Origin of the sequence: Nocardia albiluteola, from assembly GCF_018860155.1 — a bacterium.
GTDB classification, from domain to species: Bacteria; Actinomycetota; Actinomycetes; order Mycobacteriales; family Mycobacteriaceae; genus Nocardia; species Nocardia albiluteola.
The window spans coordinates 424,794-442,143 of sequence record NZ_JAHKNI010000005.1 but is presented as its reverse complement, the minus strand read 5'-3'; the positions used below and the strand labels follow the sequence as shown (position 1 = coordinate 442,143).

The following is a 17,350-nucleotide window of genomic DNA, read 5'->3' as shown; positions in this document are numbered from 1 at the left end:
TGCGGAGCCGACCGGGGTGGGTAAGTTACAGCCCGAGGATCGTGGAGGCGATGATGGTGCGCTGCACCTCGCTCGATCCTCCGTAGATGGTGGTCTTGCGGTAGTTCAGGTAGCCGGGGCCGCTGCGCTGGGCCCAGTCCGGCGAGGCGATCGATGGGGCGCCGACCGGCAGCGCATCCGGGCCCGCGATGTCCAGCAGCAGTTCGGTGGCGGCCTGCTGCAGCTCCGAACCGCGCAGCTTGAGCACCGAGGAGACCGGATTCGGTTTGCCCTCACTGGAATTGGCCACCACCCGCAGCAGCGTCAGTTCCAGGGCCAGCAGCTCGTTCTCCAGCTCGGCCAGCCGAGCGGCGAACACCGGATCGCTCAACAGCGTGCTCGTACCCGATACCGTTTGTGCCGCATACTCCTTCGCCACCGCGAGCTTGACCTTGGTGCGGCCCACACCGGTGATTCCCGTGCGCTCGTTGCCGAGCAGGAACTTCGCGTAGGTCCAGCCCATGTTCTCCTCGCCGACCAGTTGATCCGCGGGCACCCGGACGTTCTCGAGGAAGACCTCGTTGACCTCGTGATGGCCGTCGATCAGCTTGATCGGGCGGATCGTCACCCCCGGGGTCTTCACATCGAACAGCAGCAGCGAGATGCCCGCCTGCTTCTTGGGCGCGTTCGGATCGGTGCGCGCCAGGCAGAAGATCCAGTCGGCGTACTGGGCCAGGGTGGTCCAGGTCTTCTGGCCGTTGACGATGTACGAGTCGCCGTCGCGCACCGCGGTGGTGCGCAGCGAGGCCAGGTCCGAGCCGGCCTCGGGCTCGGAGAACCCCTGGCACCACCAGATGTCCAGGGACGCGGTGGGCGGCAGGAAGCGCTCCTTGAGCTCCTGCGAGCCGAATTGCGCGATCACCGGGCCGATCATGTTGGCGTTGAACGTCAGTGGCTCGGGCACGCACGCCAGCTGCAGCTCGTCCTCCCAGATGTGGCGCTGCAGCGGGGTCCACTTCTTACCGCCCCACTCGACCGGCCAGTTCGGAACCGCGAGGCCGTGCTCGTTGAGGGTCCGGTGCGCGGTGCGGATGTCCTCGCGCGAGAGCTCGCTGCCGTACTTCACCTTGTCCCGGATGGACTCGGGAATCACGGTCCGATACAACTCGCGCAGTTCGTCGCGGAAGGCCACCGCATCGGGTGACAGGGCAAGTTTCATGGGCATCTCCCACCGTGTCGGGTGTGGCGGAGTAAAGTGCTGTTCGTAGTAGAACTTACTCCCCGGTAGCGCGGAACTGTCGGCTGCGTCACATCGGCGAACCGGACCGGCGGCCTGTAGTCCGCCGCACCCGACCGGGCGCGAGCTGGTAGGTTGCTCCGGAAGTAGGTCGCGACCGCCCGGGCCGGCTGGGTGTAGACGGCGGCCGCGACGAGTTCACGACTAAGGAGTACGACGAGTGAACGGCAGGACCCTCGCGCGTCTGGCCGCGGTAGCGGCCTGCATCGGCCTCGGAACCGCGACGGCCGTGGGCACCGGTACGGCCGCCCCGGCCCCCACCCCGACCCACAGCCCGGCAGCCCCGGCCCACAGCACCGTGGACACGGCGATCGACCACCTCGACGCCGCCGCGGGAACCAATGCGGCCGCCAAGGCCGCGGTGACCAAGCTGGCCGAGACCTCGCGCCTGCTTACCGCCAGCAAGCTGGATCACATCGCGGGCGCGTTCCAGCCGTTCTTCTTCGCCGCGCCCACCTTCGGATGCCCCGGGAACCCGGTCAGCCTGACCATCGCCTCGGGCGAGGCGGGCAGCAACGGGGTCAGCAACGGCCTCAACGGCGGCTACGGCACCGTGCGCTATCAGGCCACCCCCTCCGCCGCGGGCTACCCGATCGGGTCGGGCCTGAACGTCGCCTGGCTCAACACCGGCAACGGCCGCAGCGGCATCACCCCGCTCAACGACATGACCGAGTACAAGCTGCCGAGCTTGTCCAAGACGGTCGCCACGGGCCCGGGCACCGTGATCTCGGTGATGTGGGGCACCATCAACTACCCGGGCGGCACCTGCGTGATGGCACCGACCGTCGGGGCCATCACGGTCTACAACGCGCCCAACCCGACTTTCAACGCCCCGCTGCCGGATCAGAAGGGTCCGACCGAGCCCCAGGTCCAGATCCCGGTGCCCTAGCGAGCAGAGCCAGGACCTCGTCGTCGGTGAGCTGGTGGAAGTCGTCGTAGGCGCCGCCCACCCCACCGAGGATCCGGGGCACCAGGGGGCAGATGGTCTCGTCGGCCAGGGGATGGATGCGGCGCAGGGCCTCGATGGACGAGACCGGAACCGCGACGGTGAGGCTGCGGGGCTCGTGCAGGTTCGCCACCTCGCAGGCCACGGCGACCGTTGCGCCCGTTGCCATCCCGTCGTCCACGATCACCACGCAGCGGTCCTTCAGGGGAATCGGCGGACGATCACGCAGAATGCGTTGCCGCCGTTCGAGTTCCACGCGCTCGAGGGCCTCGATGGCGGATATCTGATCGGATGTCACGCCGCTGTGCCGGATGACGTCGTCGTTGACCACGCGCGCCCCGCCCTCGCCGATCGCGCCCATCGCCAGCTCCGGCTGCCACGGCACGCCGAGCTTGCGCACGAGCAGAATGTCGACCTCACCGCCGATCACCGCGTGCACGCCGACCGCGATCGGAACCCCGCCCCGGGGCAGCCCCAGCACCAGCGGGTCCGACGCTCGCAGGTGCAGCAGCGACCCACCCAGCGAGCGACCGGCGGCCAACCGATCGGGATAGATCATGGTGCCTTCAGTCTAGTGGCGTAACGGTGAATCTCCGCAGGGTAAGGCTCGGATTGGCGGCACGAATCGCGTCGAGGTGCTCGAGATCGACGCGTGCGGTGGCGATTCCGGGCGCCTCGCCGAGTTCGGCCAGCACCAGGCCCGCCGGATCGACGATCATCGAGGCCCCCGCACCGCGGGGCGCGGCATGATCGGCGGCGGCGACGTAGACGGTGTTCTCGATGGCGCGCGCCCGCAGTAGCGTCGTCCACTGGTCGACCTTGCCCGGGCCCGGAATCCATTGCGCAGGAAGGGCGAGCACCTGCGCCCCGGCCGCGGCGACCCGGCGGCACCCCTCGGGGAAGCGGAGGTCGAAGCAGGTCTGCAGGCCGAAAACGACGCCATCGGCGGTGAACGTCGCCGGTTCGGCGATGGGACCCGGCAGCACGGTATCGGATTCGAGGAAGCCGAAGGCGTCGTAGAGGTGCACCTTGCGGTAGACGGCCGCGAACTCGGCATCGGGCGCGGCGGCGACGAGAGTGTTGTATACCTTCCCGGACTCGCCGTCGGCCCGCTCGATCGCGCCGGGCGCCTCCACCACGCCCGCCACCACATGCACCCCGAACTCCGCCGCCAGCCCGCGCAACCCGGTGACGTACGGCCCGGTGAGCGGCTCGGCCGCCGCGACGACCCGCTCGTCGAGCCGCTTCACCGCGAACATCGAATACTCGGGCGCGATCACCACCCGCGCGCCGTGCTCGGCCGCCTCGCGCACCTGCGCGCGCAGCAACGCCAGGTTCGCGTCCTTGTCCGTGTAGGGATCGAACTGCACAACCGCGACATCGAGCGTCCTGCGTGTCGCGGCAGTCGCGGGCGCGATAACAGACCCGCTGGTCGGAACGCCCGCGGGGGCGGTAGCGGAGGCCTGGGGCGGCTGCTGCGGTTGCATACGTCTCACCGTATTGGGCCGATGGTCGGGGTTGCCACCGCCACGCAGTAAACTGCTGGTCAATGAATACCTCAGAGGTCGACAGCTCCCAGCCCGACGAGAGGGACGCCGCCGACCCGTCCTTCGCCGATCTCGGCATCGATGACCGCATCCTGGCGGCCATCGCCGACGTCGGTTACGAGTCGCCGTCCCCGATCCAGGCGGCGACGATCCCCCCGCTGATCGCGGGCGCCGACGTGGTGGGCCTGGCCCAGACCGGCACCGGTAAGACCGCCGCGTTCGCCATCCCGATCCTGATGGGGCTCGCGGCCACCGAGGGCCGGTCCAAGGCGCCGCGCGCGCTGGTGCTGGCCCCCACCCGCGAACTGGCGATCCAGGTGGCCGAGGCGTTCGGCCGGTATTCCTCGCACCTGCCGGGCCTGCACGTACTACCGATCTACGGCGGTCAGAACTACGCGGTGCAGCTGTCCGGGCTGCGGCGCGGCGCACAGGTCGTCGTGGGCACCCCGGGCCGGGTCATCGACCATCTGGAGCGCGGCACCCTGGACCTGTCGCAGCTGCAGTACCTGGTGCTCGACGAGGCCGACGAGATGCTGAAGATGGGCTTCCAGGAGGACGTCGAGCGCATCCTGCGCGACACGCCCGCCGACAAGCAGGTCGCGCTGTTCTCCGCGACGATGCCGACCGCGATCCGCAAGATCTCCAAGCAGTACCTGCACGATCCGGTCGAGATCACGGTCAAGGCCAAGACCTCCACGGCACCCAACATCACCCAGCGCTGGGTGCACGTGTCCTATCAGCGCAAGCTGGACGCGCTCACCCGGATCCTCGAGGTCGAATCCTTCGAGGCGATGATCATCTTCGTGCGCACCAAGCAGGCCACCGAGGAGCTGGCCGAGAAGCTGCGCGCGCGAGGGTATTCCGCGGCCGCGATCAATGGTGACATCGCCCAGAACCAGCGCGAGCGGACCATCGGGCAGCTCAAGTCCGGCTCGGTGGACATCCTCGTGGCCACCGATGTGGCCGCGCGCGGCCTGGACGTGGACCGCATCTCGCACGTGCTCAACTACGACATCCCGCACGACACCGAGTCCTACGTGCACCGCATCGGCCGCACCGGCCGGGCCGGGCGCACCGGCGAGGCGCTGCTGTTCGTCGCCCCGCGCGAGCGCCGCCTGCTCGATGCGATCGAGCGCGCCACCCGCCAGCCGCTGACCGAGATGCAGCTGCCCAGCGTCGACGACGTGAACGCGCAGCGCGTAGTGAAGTTCCACGACGCCATCACCGAGAACCTGTCCGGGGCGAACGTGGCACTGTTCCGCAAGCTCATCGAGGACTACGAGGCCGAGCACAATATCCCGCTGGTCGACATCGCCGCGGCCCTCGCGATCGGTTCCAACGACGGCGAGAACTTCTTCATGGAGGCCGAGCCGGAACCGCCACGGCGCGAACGCACTCCGCGCAAGTTCGACGACCGCCCGTTCGACGATCGCGGCGATCGCGGCGATCGCCGTTCCGAGGGTCCGAGCAAGCATCGCGCCACCGGCGAGAACATGGCCACCTACCGCATCGCCGTCGGCAAGCGCCACCGCGTGGCCCCCGGTGCGATCGTCGGTGCCATCGCGAACGAGGGCGGCCTGCGCCGCAGCGACTTCGGGCACATCAGCATCCGTCCCGACCACAGCCTCGTCGAACTCCCCGCCGACCTGTCCTCGGAGACCCTGGAAGCCTTGCGCCGCACCAGAATCAGCGGAATTCTGATCCAGCTCCAGCTCGATCAGGGCCCGCCCGGACAGCGCTCCACCGCCCGCGGCCCGCGCCGGGGCGAGCCCAAGCGCTTCGAACGCCGCAAGCCGCGCTCGTAGCAGAGTCGCCATGGGCCGGGCGGCGGCGGCGCGACCGTCCGGCGTCCGGCTCCGGACGATTGCTCGCCGCGCCGATTCAGCTATCCCAGCAGCAGAGCGCCAAAGCCGCTGCGAAGTAGGACAATCGGGGAGCGCAGGGCGCGTGCGAGATCTCGTACGCGCCCCGTACGGCGCGAGCGCTACCAGCCCTCGGCGTCGGCAACGATACGTTCGGCGGCGCTGAGCATGGGCCGCAGCTGCGCGGCGAAGGCCTCGGCGGTGACGGGCGCGACGGCGACCTCGTTGCGGGTGTGCACGGTGTAGCGGCCGTCGCCGGTGACGTCGATCCAGCACAGCACGCCCAGCGGACGCAGTTCGCCGTCGGCACGGCGCGCGGAGACCACGATCTGGCCGATGCCGTCGCGGGGCTGCTTGAGCAGGCGGCGGATGCGGGCCGGTTCGGACGGACCGGAGATTGGCACCGTCACCAGATCGCGGCTGTCCTCGCGCACCCGGCCCAGCGGTGCGCTGTAGCGCGGCTGACTGCCCGCGGCCCGCTCCGGCAGCACCGAAATCACCCGGGGTGCAAGGGCTTTCGCAGCGCCGACGAACAACCGCAGCTCGCCGCCGCGATCGGGGCCGTCACCGGGCCGCTGGGCCGCGACGACGGTGACATGCCCGGCCGCCGCACCCAGGACCCGCACCGGCGGCGCGTCCTGCCCCGGGCCCTGCCGGCCGAATACCTCGACCCGGATGGTCGGCCGGGCCAGCACACGCAGCGCCGCCTCGAGGTCCGCATCGAGTGCGCGCGAACACCACTGCCGCAGCTCGGGCAGTTGCGCATCGCGTTCCCCGCTGTCGCGGGCGGACAGGCGCACCGCGAGCGGATAGGGGATCCGGTCGCCGTCGGTGCGCTCCCACGCCAATGCGAATTGATCGGGGGTGAGCGTCCATTTCACCTGCGGCGGCCCACCTCTAGCTCACAGCCGCCGAGCCCGCGGGCCGATCGGATCCGCGACTCACTCCTCATCGTCGGCCCACTCGCCGACCACCGGCGGGGTGGTGGGCTCGAGATGCCCCACCAGTTCCGTGCCGGGCTCGGCCGGTTCCAGGAAGGTCGGCTCGTCGAAGTCCGGGTAGTACTCGTCCTCGTCGTAGTCCTCGTCGTCCGGAGACTGCTTGGGCGGCCGGGGAACCGAGTTGGCCGGGCGAGCGGTGTCGCCGCCGAAGGCCACCGCGCCGCCCGCCAGTCCACCGACGATGCCCGCACCCATTCCGGACGCGGTGTCGCCGGAGGACTGATCGCCCTGCTGATTCTTGTCCTTGCGATCACCGTCGGAGCTCTGCGACGTGGCGTCGGCGCTCTGCGGCTTGGTCGACGCGCTCTGTGGCTTGGTGGACGCGCTCGACGGCTTGACCGCGCCCGGGGCCACCATCGCCCCCGCGGCCGGGGTGGACGGTGCGACGGGAGCGGCCCGATCGGCCTGTGGCGCAGTCGCATTCGGCTCCACGGGCGCCGCCTGCACGGCCGAGGTGTGCGTCGCGGCGGCGGGCGCGGAGGGGACCGCGGGTGCGGCGACGCCCACCGGATCCACCGCCGCGGGGGCCGCGGTGCGATCGGCGGCCGGTTGCTGCGCGGCCGCCGGATGCTCGGTGCGGTGCACCGAATCCGGTTGCGCCGCAGTCGTATGCGGACCCGATGCGGGAATCAGGCCCGGGGTGACCACATCCGCCGAACCACCGCCGGGAGCCACGACCGTCGAACCTGGCGCGGTAACCGGCGCCTGCGGGTACATCCCGCCCACGGGGAAGCCGGGCACGTTGTTCCCGGTCGGAATGAACACTCCGGCGTAGACCGAGTTCATCACCCGCACCGCATCCAGGCGCACGTTCTCGGCCGTCTTCTGCATCTCGGACGTGGTGATGGCGTGCTTGGGATCCAGCAGCGCACCCTCGAGATCCACGGAGGAGGACACCGGCTGCGACAGCGAGGAGCGCAGCGACTCGGCCGCATCGTTGGCCTGCCCGAGCCGCCGGCCGACCTCGGCCATCACATCGGACAGGTGCTGCCCCAGCGACTCGAAGGCCTGCATGGCCTCGGATGCCAGCTGGGCCGCGCTACCGCGCCAGCCGTCGGCCATCGCGGCGCGCACCTCCGCATTGGCCTCCTGCACCGCCTGCGCCATCCCACTGGCTGAGGTCTGCCACGCGTGCTTGCCCGCGGTCAGCACCTCGGGCTGCAACTGCATGACGCCGCGGTAGATCTCGTCATAGCCGAGATGGTCGAACACCTCGACCGTCGGCGCGTAATCGGGGTCGGTGTGCGGGGTTTCGACCTTGGTGCCGGTGCCGCTGATGTTATGCATGCCCGGCCCCCACGACATCGGTGGTCGTCTTGCCCAGGGCGACGGCTATATCGGCATCGTGCTGGGTGTACGCCGCGGCGGCCGCGCGGAGCGTCTGCGCGAGCTGGCGGGCGGCGTCGGCGTATTCCTGCATCCGCTCCAGCGCGTCGGTGGCCTTGCCCTCGAAGCCGCGCCGCAGCGAACCGCCCGATTCAAAGCCGCCGAAACCGGGCAGCGAGACGCCCGCGTGCAGCACCTTCATCTGTTGTTCGACCTGTTCGGCGAGGGTTTCATAGCGACGCGCGCAGCGCTCGTGGACGCCGTCGGTGACCAAGACACCGTCCATCCACAGCTCACCGTCGTCCACCGCATGGCTCAGGGCAGCGACATCGCTGCGCACATCCCCGGTCTCCTGTGATTGCACCGGTCCCCCTTTCTCGAGCTCACTCCACCGATGCGCGCGCCGTGCCCGCGACGACATCCTGTATCCACTCCGCGATGTCGGCGGCGACCCGTGCGTGCACCGGTTCGTGCAGCAAATCGTGCCCGGCATCGGCATACTCACGCAACCCTACCGATTGACGCCGCAACGTCCAGTCGCGCACGACATCGATCGGCGCACGACGATCGTCGACGCCGTGCAGGGCCAGTGCGCGCAGCCCGTCCGGCAGGGAAACATCGCCGCTGAGAGCCCTTTTCGGGGTGCCGGTGAGCACCAGTCCGGCCCACTCGGGTGCGGGGCCGGTGGGGCCGGACGCCGTTCCCGCGGCACCGGATACGAGCGCCAGAACTGTGGCGGCGCCCAACGAGTGCCCCGCAAGGATCAGGGGAACTCCCGGCGAGTCCCGGCGCATCAGCGTGGCGAGCAGTCTTGCGTCGGCGGCGAGCTCGTCGAGGGTGCCGGGCGCCGCCGGATCCCCCTCGCTGAGCCCCTGCCCGGCGGTGTCCAGGCCCCAGACCTCGATATTCCGCGCGCCCAGGGCACGGGCGAACCGGTGGTAGTGGCCGCTGTGCTGACCGGTGCCCGGCAACCACAGCACCAGTGCCGTGGGGTGTTCTCGCGCCTCGGGCGGGTGTACCGGCCAGCGCCGATAGTGCAGCCGCCCGCGAGCGCCCTCGAAAAACGGCATGCCGCAATACTTTCACCGGTCCCGGGCCCGATCCGCGCCACCCCGCCCGGCCCGAAGCTCCCACCTCGCGGAACCGCGGGGCGGGGTTCCCATAAACTCGATGCGGGACCTGGGACTTGTCGGCGCTGACTTCACGTGACGACACGCCCCTCGTACACCACTGGCGTCCATTCCGAGTGATTACGCTGTTGCGCGACTCGGCACGCAACGGTGCGTCCCGCCGGGTGCGGGTGTCCCGAGACACAGGAGGGCCGCGATTGATTCTGTTCGGTGATCGTGTCGTGTGCAGCACCGGAGACCTGGTGGAGGCGGCGCGCTGCGAGTTCGCGCTGCTGCGCGCGCTCGATGCCGAACTGGGCCTCGTGCCCCCCGTCGCGGGCGGCACGCATACGCCGCTGTCCGCTGCCCTGTCCCCGCACGTCACCGCGCCCCTCTCCGAGGCACTGCCCGCACCGATGAGCGCGCGCCTGGCAGATCTGCTCACACAGCGCGACGCCGTAATCCACATCGATCGGCCCTCCGACGGCGACCCGGATACGACAGTGGCGTCCCTGCGCCAGGGACACGAACGGACGCTCGCCGCCCTGCATGCGGGAGCCGGGGTGATCGTGGGGGCGCGGTTCTTCGATGGAGAGTTCGCCGCCGCGTGCGCCGCGCTCGTCCGCGCGGACCTGTGCAACCCGGACGACGGCCGCCCCGGCCCGGATTCCGATCCCGGCGAGCCACATGCGGATACCGACGACGACACCGACACGGTGCTGGATGGAGATGCCCTCCACACCTCACTGATCGCCACCTCGTCGGGGCTCGTCACCGACCGTGCCGAGGCCCCCGGCGCGTATGCGCACCTCGCCTATGCGGCGTCGCCCAGCTCCGCGGCCCGGATGCCCGGCGGCGCGGTCGCATCGCTCGGCAACACCGCTGCGGCGCCCGGCACCGATTCCGCCTCGGCCGCCGAGGCACCCCGTTATGTCATATTCGGCGTCGCATCCGAGGACTCCCCCGTCGCCACCCTGATCGAGCTGGCCGCCTGCGCACAAGCCCTCCAGGAGAACGGCTTCCGGGTCGACCCACGAGTACAGCTGCGCCTACCCGATGGATCGCCCGCGACCCACGACCTCGCCGCGGCTGCCGCCGTGCATCGCGCCCGGCGCCGCCGCCTGACGACGATCCTGGCCGACAAGCAGAACGAGCTGCTGCCGGTGCAGTGGGGCGACCGGCGTTATCTGGCCTGCGGCGACTGCCCGACCTGCACCGCGGCGCTGGTCGCGGGCCGGGATCTGCTCCTGGTGGCGGGCATGCGCCCTGCCGTGCGGGCGCAGCTGCGCGATGCGGGCATCACGACCGTCGATCGGCTCGCCGCCGCCGATTCCGCGGTCACCGGGGTTGCCGCGCACACCCTTTCCGCGCTGCGCCGCCAGGCCGAACTGCAGCGCAGGTACGAGCGCGGCGCGGCGGCGGTCTACACCGTCACCGATCCAGTCGCGCTCGGCGCGCTGCCGCTGCCATCCCCGGGAGATGTCTTCCTGTCCGTTTCCGGCTCGCCCGCCACCGCCGTCGGCGTGGGTGTGGCGCCGGCGCAACCCGGTGAGGGCGGCGAGGACCCGGCCATGCTCTTCCACGCATTCGGCGTCGCCGACGAGGCACCGGCCCTGCTGGAGTATCTGCTCGACCGCCAGGAACAGCATCCGGACCTGCGCATCTACCACTACCGCACCCAGGCCCGCCACCTTCTCGCCCAGCTGTGCGCGCGATACGGCGCGGACGAGCAGATCATCGACGATCTGCTCGCCGCGCTGGTGGACCTCTATCCCATCCTGCGCTCGGCGCTGATCATCGGCCAGCGCTCGTATCGCCTGACCGATCTGGCCGAACTGTTCGATCCGGCGAGCGAGATCGTCTCCGGCACACCGGAATCGGAGTGTTCGTACACCCAGCGGTTGCGCCGGTGGCTGCTCGAGCTCGCCACGCAGCACGGCGTGCGGCCCACCGCCGAACCGGACCGCCCGAGCGCCGAACCGCTCCCCGCAGTGGAGGCCGCGCTGCGCGAATTCGCCTTCGACTTCGACGAATCCCGCAGCGCCGCACAGCATGCCGCCGCGCTGATGGCCGCGGCCCTGGCCTATCACCGCCGCGAGCGCCAGCCGCTGCACTGGGCGCATACCGACCGCCTGCACCACCCGATCGCCGAATGGGACGACGCCCCGGGCGTTCTCGTCGCAGACTGGGGCAGCGTGGACACCAAGTGGCACAGCACCGGCGAGCTACCGATGCGCCGCTACCTCAAGCTGACCGGGCGCCTGGGCACCGGCAGCGCGCCGCGGCCCGGCACCCCGGTGCTGACCGTCTACGATCGCCCGGCGCCGGGCATGACCACCGCCCCGGGCCGCCGCGCCACCGCCCACGCCACCATTCTGGGCTGCTCACTCGATGCCAACTTCGACGATGCCGTGCGGGTCGAGGAGCTGCTGCCCGAGGGCTGCGAACCCTACGACGACCTCCCGATCGCGATCGCGCCGGGCCCGCCCGGACACGACGAGAACATCGCGGACGCACTGGAATTCGCGGCCCAGCAGTTGCTGGTCAGCCTGCCCGAGGTGCCGCGGACGGCCGCGTTCGACCTGCTGTTGCGCCGCCCGCCGCGACTGCGCTCGCAGACCGCGCTGCCCGGGGTGTTCGGCGACCACGCCGCGGCGGTCACCGCGGCCGTGCTCGACCTGGACGAGTCCTATGTCGCGGTGCAGGGCCCGTCGGGGACGGGCAAGACCGATACCGGGGCGCGGGTGGCCGAACGCCTTGTCACCCGGTACAAGTGGCGCGTCGGGGTGGTCGCACAGAGCCATGCGGCGGTCGAGCAGGTCCTGGACGCGCTGGTCCGGGTCGGGGTGCTGCCCGAGCTGGTGGCCAAATCCGACGCCCAGTCGGTTGCCCGGGAATGGCTGTCGATCGATCCGGACCGCTATTCACGTTTCCTGGACAACGCCGTCAACGGCTGCGTGATCGGCGGGCTCCCGGGCGATTTCGCCGATGCCGCGCGGGTGCCGCCGGGCGGGCTGGACCTGCTGGTGATCGCCGACGCCGGACACTTCCCGCTGGCCGACGCGGTCGCGGTGGCGGGCAGCGCGCGCAATCTGCTGTTGTTCGGGGATCCCGCGCCACTGCCCGGGCACGGCACCCATCCCGAGCCGGTGCACGATTCGGTGCTGGGCCGCCTGCTGGGCGGATTGCCCACGCTGCCACCGGAATTCGGGTACTTCCTCGACCGCACCTGGCGGATGCATCCCCAGCTGTGCGGGCCGGTGTCGCGGCTGCGCTATGCCGGCCGGTTGCGGTCGAGCGAAACCGTCACTCTCGCACGGGATCTCGAGGGCGTGCCGCCGGGCGTACGGATGGCACCGCTCCATCACCACGGCAACAGCACCGAATCAGCCGAGGAGGCGCGCGAAATCGTGCGCCGGGTGCGCAATCTGCTCGGGCTGCCGTGGCATCAGGGCGCGGTGACCAGGCGGCTGCATCCGCACGACATCCTGGTGGTGACGCCCTATCACGCGCAGGTGGCGCGGATCCGGACGCTGCTCTCGCGCGCGCGCATCGAGGACGTACTGGTCGGCACCCCCGAGCGGTTCGCGGGCCGGGAGGCGGCGGTGGTCCTGGTCTCGATGACCACCTCTTCCCCGGGCGAGGCACCGCACGGCATCCACACTCTGCTGTCGCTGCATTGGCTGACCACCGCGGTCTCGCGCGCGATGTGGGCCGCGATCATCGTGCACTCGGCCCTGCTCACCGAGTATCTGCCCGAAACCCCCGAGCAGCTCACGGATCTCGCGGCGTTCCTCGAACTCGCCGACTCCTGACGGCCGCCCGCACCATGTCATCCCGGCACACTTTCGGCCGGAACCTCGCGGTGGATCCGGCCGAAGCACACGCGGAAGACGAGTTGACTTGTGACGCAGCAGAAATGATGGTCTGTGCTCAGCCGAAGTTCTTGCCCTCGCCGCGGTAGGTCGGCGCGGTGGTGCGGGTGCCGTCCGAGTCGACGAGGTGCACGCTGTCGAAGCGCTCGAACAACTCGCCGGCCTTGGCGTGCCGGAACCACACCCGATCGCCGATCGCCAGGCCATTCGCGCCCGACAGCGGGGTCTGCACCTCGCCCGCCCCCTCGGTGCCGACGAGGCGCAATCCCTTGGGCCACACCGGCTTCGGCACCCTGGACGCACCTGCCGGACCGGACGCGATGTATCCGCCGGAGAAGACGGTGGCGAAGCCCGGCGCGGGCAGGCGCACGACCGACTGGGCGAAGTACAGCGCCGGGCGCGGGGTGAAGCTGCGGTAGTGGTCGAACAGCGTCGGCACGTACAGCCCGGATCCGGCGGTGACCTCCGTGACCTCGGGCGCGGAGACGCTGACCTCGATCGATCCACTGCCGCCGCTGTTGACGATCTCCAGCTCGCCGGCCACCGCGCGCACGGCGTCCACGACCAGCGCGCGCCGCTTGCGGATCTCGGCCGTCGAGGCCCGCTTCACCAGCCGCACGGCCGCATTGGTGTCGGGCAGCCCGGCGATCTGTCCCTCGTAGGTCATCAGGCCCACGACCCGGAAGCCGCGGTCCAGGGCCGCGCGGGCCAGGCGCGCGGCCTCATCCGGAGTGCGGATCGGGGAGCGGCGCGGTCCCAGGTGCAGCGAGCCGATGCGCAGCGCCGCGTCCACGTCCAGGCACACCCGCGGGCGCACCCGGTCGCTGCCGACGGCGGTCTTGATCAGATCGAGCTGGGCGGGGTCGTCGACCATCAGCGTGATGGCTTCGCGGAGGGTGTCGTCGCCGCCGAGTTCGGCCAGTGCGGCCCGGTGCACGGTCGGGTAGCCCATCAGGATGTCGCGGGCGCCCCGGCGGGCCAGCCAGATCGCCTCGGGCAGGGAGTAGCCCATGATGCCGGCGAATCCCCCGGACGCGGTCAGCCCGGACCCCAGCACCTCCTCCAGCACGGAGCGGCACCGCACCGACTTGCTGGCGACCCTGATCCGGACGCTCCCGGCCCGCCTCGTCAGGTCGGCGGCGTTGGCCCGCAACGCGGCCAGATCGAGAGCGGCCAGCGGCGGATCGAGATCGGCGGTGGCCGCGTGCAGGGCGGTGATCGGCGACATGTTCGTCACGATATCCACTGAACCACGAAGTTGGTCGCACGTCCAGTTTCTCGGCGAGGCGCTATCGCGCCGGTCCATAAAGTTGTGATAGTTGAACTATTTGTCCACGGCCCGCGTGGTCAGGCTCGACACCAGATCATCCAGCACGACGAGGGTCGTCTCGTCGTTGCAATCGGCCAGCCAGCGCAGCACGGTCCCCTGCATGACCGCGACGGTATAGGCCGCGATCGCCTCGACCGGCTCGATCCACTCGGTGTGCGAACGATCCGCGCACAACCGCAGAAAGGCGCCGATCTCGGCATCCTGATCCCGGAACGCGCCCGAGACCGCGGGCTCCTCACCGCAGCCGACCCGATCCTCCCAGCGGCGGCGCAGCGCCGCGACGGTCACCTCGTAGGTGCGAACCTGCCGCTCGGGCGCGGCCTTGATGGCCGGCCACAGCGCGCTGATCCCTGTGTGCAGCAGGATCCGCAGCGCACGTGTGCCGGAAAAGTCGATTTCGGCGGATACCTTCTCCACAGCCTCAGTGATCGCCGGCCCGGTACGGACCTCGACCATCTCTCCACTAGCGCTCACGGCACCTCCTCGCTGGCGCTCGTCGGCACCGTGCGCGAGGCGCACCGTGTTGACGGTTCGCTTCGCTCACGACGCACCTCCTCGCTGGCGCTCGTCGGCACCGTGCGCGCGGCGCGCCGTGTTGATGGTTCGCTTCGCTCACGACGACTCCCTTGGGCGATAAAACTCGCGCACCTCGGCTGCGCGGGTCGCTCAGCGGGCTGCAGATCTTCGGTGATCGCACCGAGCCCTCCGACACGGACGACCCGTTCAACATTTCACCAATATAGAGGGTTTTCAAGGATCACGACCTGTTTCACCGCCGTATACGGACTGGAAGAATGTTTTGTTACCCCCTTGGAACCCCACCGCGATCCAACGGACACCCCTGCGATCTTCCCCGACAACCAGGAGGCCATGTCGCGAATCCGAAAAAAACTCTACAGATACACATGCGCATCGTCGCATCGCTGTGGCAGATCCCACACGCCGCCCGACATTTGCCGGTTCGATCGACGAACGAAACCCCTGCGCAACCGGCCCGCCCTTAGCCTTGATTGATGAACACCTCGCGGCCCGATCACTTCCAGATCTCTGGCACTTTCAACTACCGCGACGTCGGCCGGCTACGCACTGCACGGGGTCGCACGCTGCGCAGCGGCGTGCTGCTGCGCTCGGCCCACCTGTGCCAGCTCGACGCGCAGGGCCACGCCACGCTGCGCGAGCTGGGGGTCGCCACCGTGCACGATCTGCGCGGCCCCCGCGAGATCGACCACCTTGGTGCGGATGTGCTGCCCGCCGGCGTCCGATTACGGCTGACCCCCTTCGATTCACGCATCGGCGAACAGCCACCACACGAAGCCGCCCGCGACGGGCTGACCGAGATGCTGCACACCTATCGATCGTTCCCGGCCATGCCCGAGGCGCACGCGGCGCTGCTGGCGATCACGGAGTCGATCCTGCGCGACGAGGGCGCGGTGCTGGTGCACTGCGCCGCGGGCAAGGACCGCACCGGCTGGGCGATCGCGACCCTGCTGCGGGCGATCGGCGTCACCGAATCGGACATTCTCGACGACTTCCTGCGCAGCAATATCGCCATCGACGCGCTGGCCGCCGACGTCGACCGCAACTCCGGCGGCCGCCTGACCCTGCCGCCCGAGGTGCTGGGCGTCCGGGAGGAATACCTCGCCGCCGGGACCGAGGCGATGCACGACCTGCACACCGACCTCGAGGGTTACTTCGCGACAATCGGCCTCACCGCGCAACTGCGCGAGCGCCTGCGGGAGCGGCTGCTGGCATAGATGCTCCGGCCACTCCGGCAGGTTCGCGAACCCAGCCGCACCCCGGACCGGTCACCCCGACCACGAGCACGCCGGTGTGCGGGAGGCCATTGCGCCCCGGTACACCGAACGCGGCCTGCCCACCGACCACAGATTGCCGAGCACGAGCACACCCGGGGATAGCGGAGAGCACGGAGTGACACGGTAGTGACCGCGCCGAACCAGATCGGGTCAGCGCGAAGATGCGCATGTCCCGGGTCGCCGGCGCCGGACCGCACGGATCAGGACAGGGCCGAGGCCGGGTTCGCTGAGGCCGGCACCCGCTCGCTCTCGACGGGCGGAGCCGGCGGGGTGCCGTCACCGAATGGGTTGCCGGGCAACGACTCCCGGCCGTGCGGGGTGAGCCAGCCCGACAGCTCCGGGCCCGCGGGCACGATGCGGGTGGGGTTGATATCGGCGTGGACGATGTAATAGTGCCGCTTGATCTGGGTGAAATCGATGGTGTCGCCGAAGCCCGGGGTCTGGAACAGATCGCGCGCGTACGCCCACAGCACCGGCATCTCGGACAGCTTGCTCCGGTTGCATTTGAAGTGGCCGTGATAAACCGGGTCGAAGCGGACCAGGCTGGTGAACAGCCGCACATCGGCCTCGGTGATGGAGTCGCCGACCAGGTAGCGGCGCGTCGCCAGCCGCTCCGAGAGCCAGTCCAGCGCGGTGAACAGGCGCGCGTACGCGGCCTCGTAGGCCTCCTGGTCGCCCGCGAATCCGCAGCGGTAGACGCCGTTGTTGACCTCGGTGTACACCCGCCGGTTCACCTCGTCGATCTCCGCTCGCAGCGCCTCGGGATACAGCTGCGGCGCGCCGGCACGGTGGTACTTCGTCCATTCGGTCGAGAAGTCGAGCGTCATCTGCGCGAAGTCGTTGGTGACCACCTGCCCGCTCGGCGCGTCCACGATCGCGGGCACGGTGATGCCGCGCGGATAGTCCGGGAAGCGCGCGAGATAGGCATCGCGCAGGAAATGGATGCCCAGCACCGGGTCGACGCCGCCGGGATCCAAGTCGAAGGTCCAGCTGCGCACGTCGTGGGTGGGGCCGCACAGGCCCAGCGAGAGCACGTCCTCGAGGCCGAGCAGCCGCCGCACGATCAGCGTCCGGTTCGCCCACGGGCAGGCGCGCGCCGCGACCAGCCGGTAGCGGCCCGGCTCGACCGGATAGCCGTCGCGCCCGTCGGCGGTGATGCGGGTGGGGATGTAGTTGGTGTCCCGCTTGAAGTCCCCCGGCTCGACATACGAGGACTGATTCGGCTCGGCGCTCATCGGCCCAGTTTCGCAGATCGAGGACTCGC

At 70.2% G+C, this 17,350-nt stretch carries 14 protein-coding genes; 4 read left to right on the top strand and 10 right to left on the bottom strand.

Features of this window, described 5'->3' with window-relative positions; all coding sequences use genetic code 11:
• Positions 1 to 25: 25 nt before the first annotated feature.
• Positions 26 to 1,198 carry an acyl-CoA dehydrogenase family protein gene (locus KO481_RS17905; RefSeq protein WP_215918285.1) on the bottom strand — a complete coding sequence of 391 codons (1,173 nt, stop codon included), beginning with the start codon at positions 1,196 to 1,198 and terminating at the stop codon, positions 26 to 28.
• 238 nt (positions 1,199 to 1,436) lie between these two features.
• On the opposite strand from KO481_RS17905, the gene KO481_RS17900 reads away from it, so the two are divergent.
• The gene (locus tag KO481_RS17900; RefSeq protein WP_215918284.1) at positions 1,437 to 2,165 is read left to right on the top strand and encodes a hypothetical protein; all 729 of its coding nucleotides are present in this window, start codon (positions 1,437 to 1,439) and stop codon (positions 2,163 to 2,165) included.
• On the opposite strand, the gene KO481_RS17895 is transcribed toward KO481_RS17900, so the two are convergent.
• Together KO481_RS17895 and KO481_RS17890 are read right to left on the bottom strand one after the other, a co-directional pair.
• Positions 2,101 to 2,781: a phosphoribosyltransferase gene (locus KO481_RS17895; protein WP_215918283.1), complete on the bottom strand. Its 681-nt coding sequence runs from the start codon at positions 2,779 to 2,781 to the stop codon at positions 2,101 to 2,103. The two genes, KO481_RS17900 and KO481_RS17895, sit on opposite strands and share 65 nt — an antisense overlap.
• Positions 2,782 to 2,788: 7 nt before the next feature.
• Positions 2,789 to 3,709: a carbon-nitrogen hydrolase family protein gene (locus KO481_RS17890; protein WP_215918282.1), complete on the bottom strand. Its 921-nt coding sequence runs from the start codon at positions 3,707 to 3,709 to the stop codon at positions 2,789 to 2,791.
• A gap of 62 nt (positions 3,710 to 3,771) precedes the next feature.
• On the opposite strand from KO481_RS17890, the gene KO481_RS17885 reads away from it, so the two are divergent.
• On the top strand, positions 3,772 to 5,574 hold the full coding sequence (locus KO481_RS17885) for a DEAD/DEAH box helicase (protein WP_215918281.1): 1,803 nt from the start codon (positions 3,772 to 3,774) through the stop codon (positions 5,572 to 5,574).
• A 179-nt stretch (positions 5,575 to 5,753) separates the two neighbouring features.
• Here the strand turns inward: KO481_RS17885 and KO481_RS17880 are convergent, their stop codons facing one another.
• Genes KO481_RS17880 through KO481_RS17865 form a run of 4 tightly spaced genes read right to left on the bottom strand, consistent with a single transcriptional unit; the run spans position 5,754 to position 9,028 of the window.
• Positions 5,754 to 6,512 (bottom strand): ESX secretion-associated protein EspG, encoded by a 759-nt coding sequence (locus tag KO481_RS17880; protein WP_215918280.1) that lies wholly within the window; start codon positions 6,510 to 6,512, stop codon positions 5,754 to 5,756.
• A gap of 60 nt (positions 6,513 to 6,572) precedes the next feature.
• The gene (locus KO481_RS17875; RefSeq protein WP_215918279.1) at positions 6,573 to 7,919 is read right to left on the bottom strand and encodes a WXG100 family type VII secretion target; all 1,347 of its coding nucleotides are present in this window, start codon (positions 7,917 to 7,919) and stop codon (positions 6,573 to 6,575) included.
• The gene (locus KO481_RS17870; protein WP_308166660.1) at positions 7,912 to 8,322 is read right to left on the bottom strand and encodes a hypothetical protein; all 411 of its coding nucleotides are present in this window, start codon (positions 8,320 to 8,322) and stop codon (positions 7,912 to 7,914) included. The genes KO481_RS17875 and KO481_RS17870 overlap by 8 nt, the downstream gene beginning before the upstream one ends.
• A gap of 19 nt (positions 8,323 to 8,341) precedes the next feature.
• The gene (locus KO481_RS17865; RefSeq protein ID WP_215918278.1) at positions 8,342 to 9,028 is read right to left on the bottom strand and encodes an alpha/beta hydrolase; all 687 of its coding nucleotides are present in this window, start codon (positions 9,026 to 9,028) and stop codon (positions 8,342 to 8,344) included.
• A gap of 257 nt (positions 9,029 to 9,285) precedes the next feature.
• Between KO481_RS17865 and KO481_RS17860 the strand changes: the two genes are divergently transcribed.
• The gene (locus tag KO481_RS17860; protein ID WP_245401056.1) at positions 9,286 to 12,882 is read left to right on the top strand and encodes a bifunctional RecB family nuclease/DEAD/DEAH box helicase; all 3,597 of its coding nucleotides are present in this window, start codon (positions 9,286 to 9,288) and stop codon (positions 12,880 to 12,882) included.
• A 118-nt stretch (positions 12,883 to 13,000) separates the two neighbouring features.
• Here the strand turns inward: KO481_RS17860 and KO481_RS17855 are convergent, their stop codons facing one another.
• Together KO481_RS17855 and KO481_RS17850 are read right to left on the bottom strand one after the other, a co-directional pair.
• Positions 13,001 to 14,170, bottom strand: coding sequence for an alanine racemase (locus KO481_RS17855; RefSeq protein ID WP_215918445.1), 1,170 nt, complete (start codon positions 14,168 to 14,170; stop codon positions 13,001 to 13,003).
• 96 nt (positions 14,171 to 14,266) lie between these two features.
• On the bottom strand, positions 14,267 to 14,746 hold the full coding sequence (locus tag KO481_RS17850; protein WP_308166659.1) for a TetR family transcriptional regulator: 480 nt from the start codon (positions 14,744 to 14,746) through the stop codon (positions 14,267 to 14,269).
• A gap of 539 nt (positions 14,747 to 15,285) precedes the next feature.
• On the opposite strand from KO481_RS17850, the gene KO481_RS17845 reads away from it, so the two are divergent.
• The gene (locus tag KO481_RS17845) at positions 15,286 to 16,026 is read left to right on the top strand and encodes a tyrosine-protein phosphatase (protein WP_215918277.1); all 741 of its coding nucleotides are present in this window, start codon (positions 15,286 to 15,288) and stop codon (positions 16,024 to 16,026) included.
• 260 nt (positions 16,027 to 16,286) lie between these two features.
• Here KO481_RS17845 and KO481_RS17840 read toward each other — a convergent pair whose 3' ends face one another.
• Entirely contained in the window at positions 16,287 to 17,321 is a 1,035-nt protein-coding gene (locus KO481_RS17840; protein WP_215918276.1) for a glutathione S-transferase family protein, read from the bottom strand.
• Between the last annotated feature and the right edge of the window lie 29 nt (positions 17,322 to 17,350).

What these genes read in the sequence shown, in the direction of transcription:
- KO481_RS17905 (WP_215918285.1), bottom strand. Translation starts at nt 1,198, where the DNA reads ATGAAACTTGCCCTGTCACCCGATGCGGTGGCCTTCCGCGACGAACTG.
- KO481_RS17895 (WP_215918283.1), bottom strand. Translation starts at nt 2,781, where the DNA reads ATGATCTATCCCGATCGGTTGGCCGCCGGTCGCTCGCTGGGTGGGTCG.
- KO481_RS17890 (WP_215918282.1), bottom strand. Translation starts at nt 3,709, where the DNA reads ATGCAACCGCAGCAGCCGCCCCAGGCCTCCGCTACCGCCCCCGCGGGC.
- KO481_RS17885 (WP_215918281.1), top strand. Translation starts at nt 3,772, where the DNA reads ATGAATACCTCAGAGGTCGACAGCTCCCAGCCCGACGAGAGGGACGCC.
- KO481_RS17875 (WP_215918279.1), bottom strand. Translation starts at nt 7,919, where the DNA reads ATGCATAACATCAGCGGCACCGGCACCAAGGTCGAAACCCCGCACACC.
- KO481_RS17865 (WP_215918278.1), bottom strand. Translation starts at nt 9,028, where the DNA reads ATGCCGTTTTTCGAGGGCGCTCGCGGGCGGCTGCACTATCGGCGCTGG.
- KO481_RS17855 (WP_215918445.1), bottom strand. Translation starts at nt 14,170, where the DNA reads ATGTCGCCGATCACCGCCCTGCACGCGGCCACCGCCGATCTCGATCCG.
- KO481_RS17845 (WP_215918277.1), top strand. Translation starts at nt 15,286, where the DNA reads ATGAACACCTCGCGGCCCGATCACTTCCAGATCTCTGGCACTTTCAAC.
- KO481_RS17840 (WP_215918276.1), bottom strand. Translation starts at nt 17,321, where the DNA reads ATGAGCGCCGAGCCGAATCAGTCCTCGTATGTCGAGCCGGGGGACTTC.